2 protein-coding genes are annotated in these 2,762 nt (G+C 44.6%); both read left to right on the top strand.

What is annotated here, in order from left to right; translation table 11 throughout:
• Positions 1–1,093: IS21 family transposase (istA, locus tag BMZ71_RS14405; protein ID WP_218142840.1), on the top strand; the 1,093-nt coding region annotated here is incomplete at its 5' end.
• A gap of 11 nt (positions 1,094–1,104) precedes the next feature.
• Positions 1,105–1,887, top strand: coding sequence for an IS21-like element helper ATPase IstB (gene istB / locus BMZ71_RS14400; RefSeq protein ID WP_086990953.1), 783 nt, complete (start codon positions 1,105–1,107; stop codon positions 1,885–1,887).
• Positions 1,888–2,762: the final 875 nt, after the last annotated feature.

Here is a 2,762-nt window from a genome sequence, read left to right as displayed (position 1 = left end):
TTCATCGAAAACTGTTCAATTTAGTTTAGCACTGACAAAAGCCAGTAAATTGGATCCTTATCGGACCCTGATTGACGAAAAGGTTTCGGAAGGCTGTTCCGCTACGGCGATTTATTCGCTCCTTAAACGGCGAGGATACGAAGGAAAAATCACGATTCTTCGGGACTATTGCCGAACACTGAAACAAACAAAAACCAAGAAGGCAACAATTCGAATTGAAACGAACCCTGGTCTGTCGGCGCAAGTGGATTGGAAGGAGAATATGACCCTTTACACGAGTTCCGGGCGGCCCGTCACATTCAATATCTTCTTGTACGTGCTGGGTTATTCACGCATGAAATATTTGGAACTGACTTTTGAGAAAAAGCAAGATACGTTATTCATGTGCTTAAACGATGCCTTTTATTTAACCGGCGGTGTACCCAGGGAAATCTGGTTCGACAATATGAAAACAGTGGTCAATCATGCCAAATCTCAATACAAAAAGGTCGTCTTCCACGACACCTTCTACGCCTTCAGTAAGGATGCCAGTTTTCAGCCTATCGCTTGTCGTCCGTTCCGGCCTCAGACAAAAGGAAAGGTGGAGGCTTTGGCAAGAACCTGCGAACGGTTGCGCGTTATGAATGGCGAATTTGATGATGAGCTCGAGCTCTGTCACTACGTCCATGATTTAGCCGAAGAGCTCAATTATGAGGTTTCCCAAGCGACAGGCCAACGGCCAATCGACTTATGGGAACACGAAAAAGAGCACCTACAGGCATTCGATTTTGAACTGTTGGCTGAATACAGTTGTGACGATATTCGCCGTATCGTCAGCACAGAATCCATGGTCCAATTTCGAACGAGTAAGTACTCCGTTCCCATTAAATATATCGGCGAGGAAGTCGAAATTCGACTCACTACCGCATTCATACACATTTATTATAATGGAGAATTGATTCAAACGCATCCGATTAGTGAAAAAAAGCGATCCTATACGTACGACACTCATGACGCCTACGAGATTTTGAAGTCTGATGTGTTTAAGCATAAAGAGGACGAAGAAATCTATGCGTTCATTGAAAATTCTTTGGCGCAGTATGATGATGTGTAGGAGGTGCTGCAATGAGTAACCATGTCCAACTCCTCAATAATTTTGAAAAACTCGGTCTGCTTCGGATGCGGGAATACTTCCCCAACTACCAGGAAGTCGTAAACCGCGAAGCGATTCCCTTCACGGAAGCCCTACTGGAATTAACCAATCGAGAGCTGGCGTTTCGGTCCGATCGGAAAGTGGAGCGTGCTGTAGAAAACGCGCGGTTTCCGGTCATTCGTGCACTCAAAGACTTCGATTTCTACTTTCAGCCAAGCATCAACCGGCATGAAATTCTGGATCTGCAGCACATGGGCTTTCTTGAAAAAGCCGAAAATATTATATTCATCGGTAATTCAGGTGTCGGGAAAACGCATTTGGCGACTGCCCTCGGCGTGGAAGCCTGCCATCAAGGCGTTAAGGCCATATTCATCAACTGTCATGAGCTGATCCAAAAGCTCCAATCAGCTTATGAAAAAGGAACACTCGAACGGGTTTTAAAACGTTATTCGAACTACGAGCTCCTAATCATCGATGAAATCGGCTACCTGCCTATTGCCAAACAAGAGGCCAGTCTCCTCTTCCAACTGATCCGGTTGAGGCACGAGGTGCATTCCACCATCCTGACGACTAACATTCCCTTTTCCAAATGGGGAGACGTTTTTCAGGACAGCGCCGTGACAGCAGCCATTCTTGACCGCCTGATCCACCATTCCAGAGTATTCCAGATCACCGGAAACTCATATCGCATGAAAGACTACAAGCTGGAACGCGAGCAGCGTTCCAAGAAAAAAACACCGGACGATCCTCCGTGATCGACCGGTGAAAAAAGACAGTCCCCCGTTGTTTTTCGGCAGAAGCCGGTGAAAAGCAACATCGTCTTACCGCTGAAAAACGACATTTTTTAAACCGGTGAAAAACAACATTTTTGAACCGGTGTTGACAGCCACCCAATGCGAAAGAGAAAGCCACTGGTGTTTTATTATGGATCGCGTTACATCTGTGGAGAGAGCTGATGATCTATCAGATACGTCATTGTCCATCAGTGTTTCTACTAGCACCAACTCCGACGAGAACTACTCTAACCGGAGAAAAGTAGGTATGAGAGTGAGCGAAATTCGATGAATCGCAGTTTATCGGTGGTGCGTATTCATGTCAATCAATTTCTCCGGTGGCAAATAGGTGTCAGCCATCTGGTGTTAGTAATTTAGTCGCAACTTAGGAACTTAGCGCAATGTATTTCATTTCAAACAAATGGTATTAGCCCAGAGAAATTAATAGCAGTGACATAGTTATTACCACTTAGTGACACCGAAATTACCACTGAATGCCAGACGCGTTATCAGAGGGAAAGCTTTTGTGTTTTGCAAGCGAAGGTGCAGAAGATTGTAGAGGGAACTACAGAACGTTGCTTATCATATATCATAATTCTTTTGGTTCTTCGTATTGACAAGGATATTACCAACGATTGACAGAGAGGTTACCACACTTTGACACCATCATTACCATGTAAGGAAGACTTAATTACTAAGAGTGATACGAGGTTACCTCTGGAATGTCCAAATTATTCCCAGTTGTAGATGAACAAAACCTCATATCTGGGTGAGGAGAACTCTCGTCAAGAACACTTATAGCCATTGCACCAACTCCTGCGAAAGTGGATAGGTTACACTTAACTGGACAAATTCAT

Origin of the sequence: Trichococcus flocculiformis (assembly GCF_900113645.1) — a bacterium.
GTDB classification, from domain to species: Bacteria; Bacillota; Bacilli; order Lactobacillales; family Aerococcaceae; genus Trichococcus; species Trichococcus flocculiformis.
This window is presented reverse-complemented; position numbering and strand designations above follow the sequence as displayed.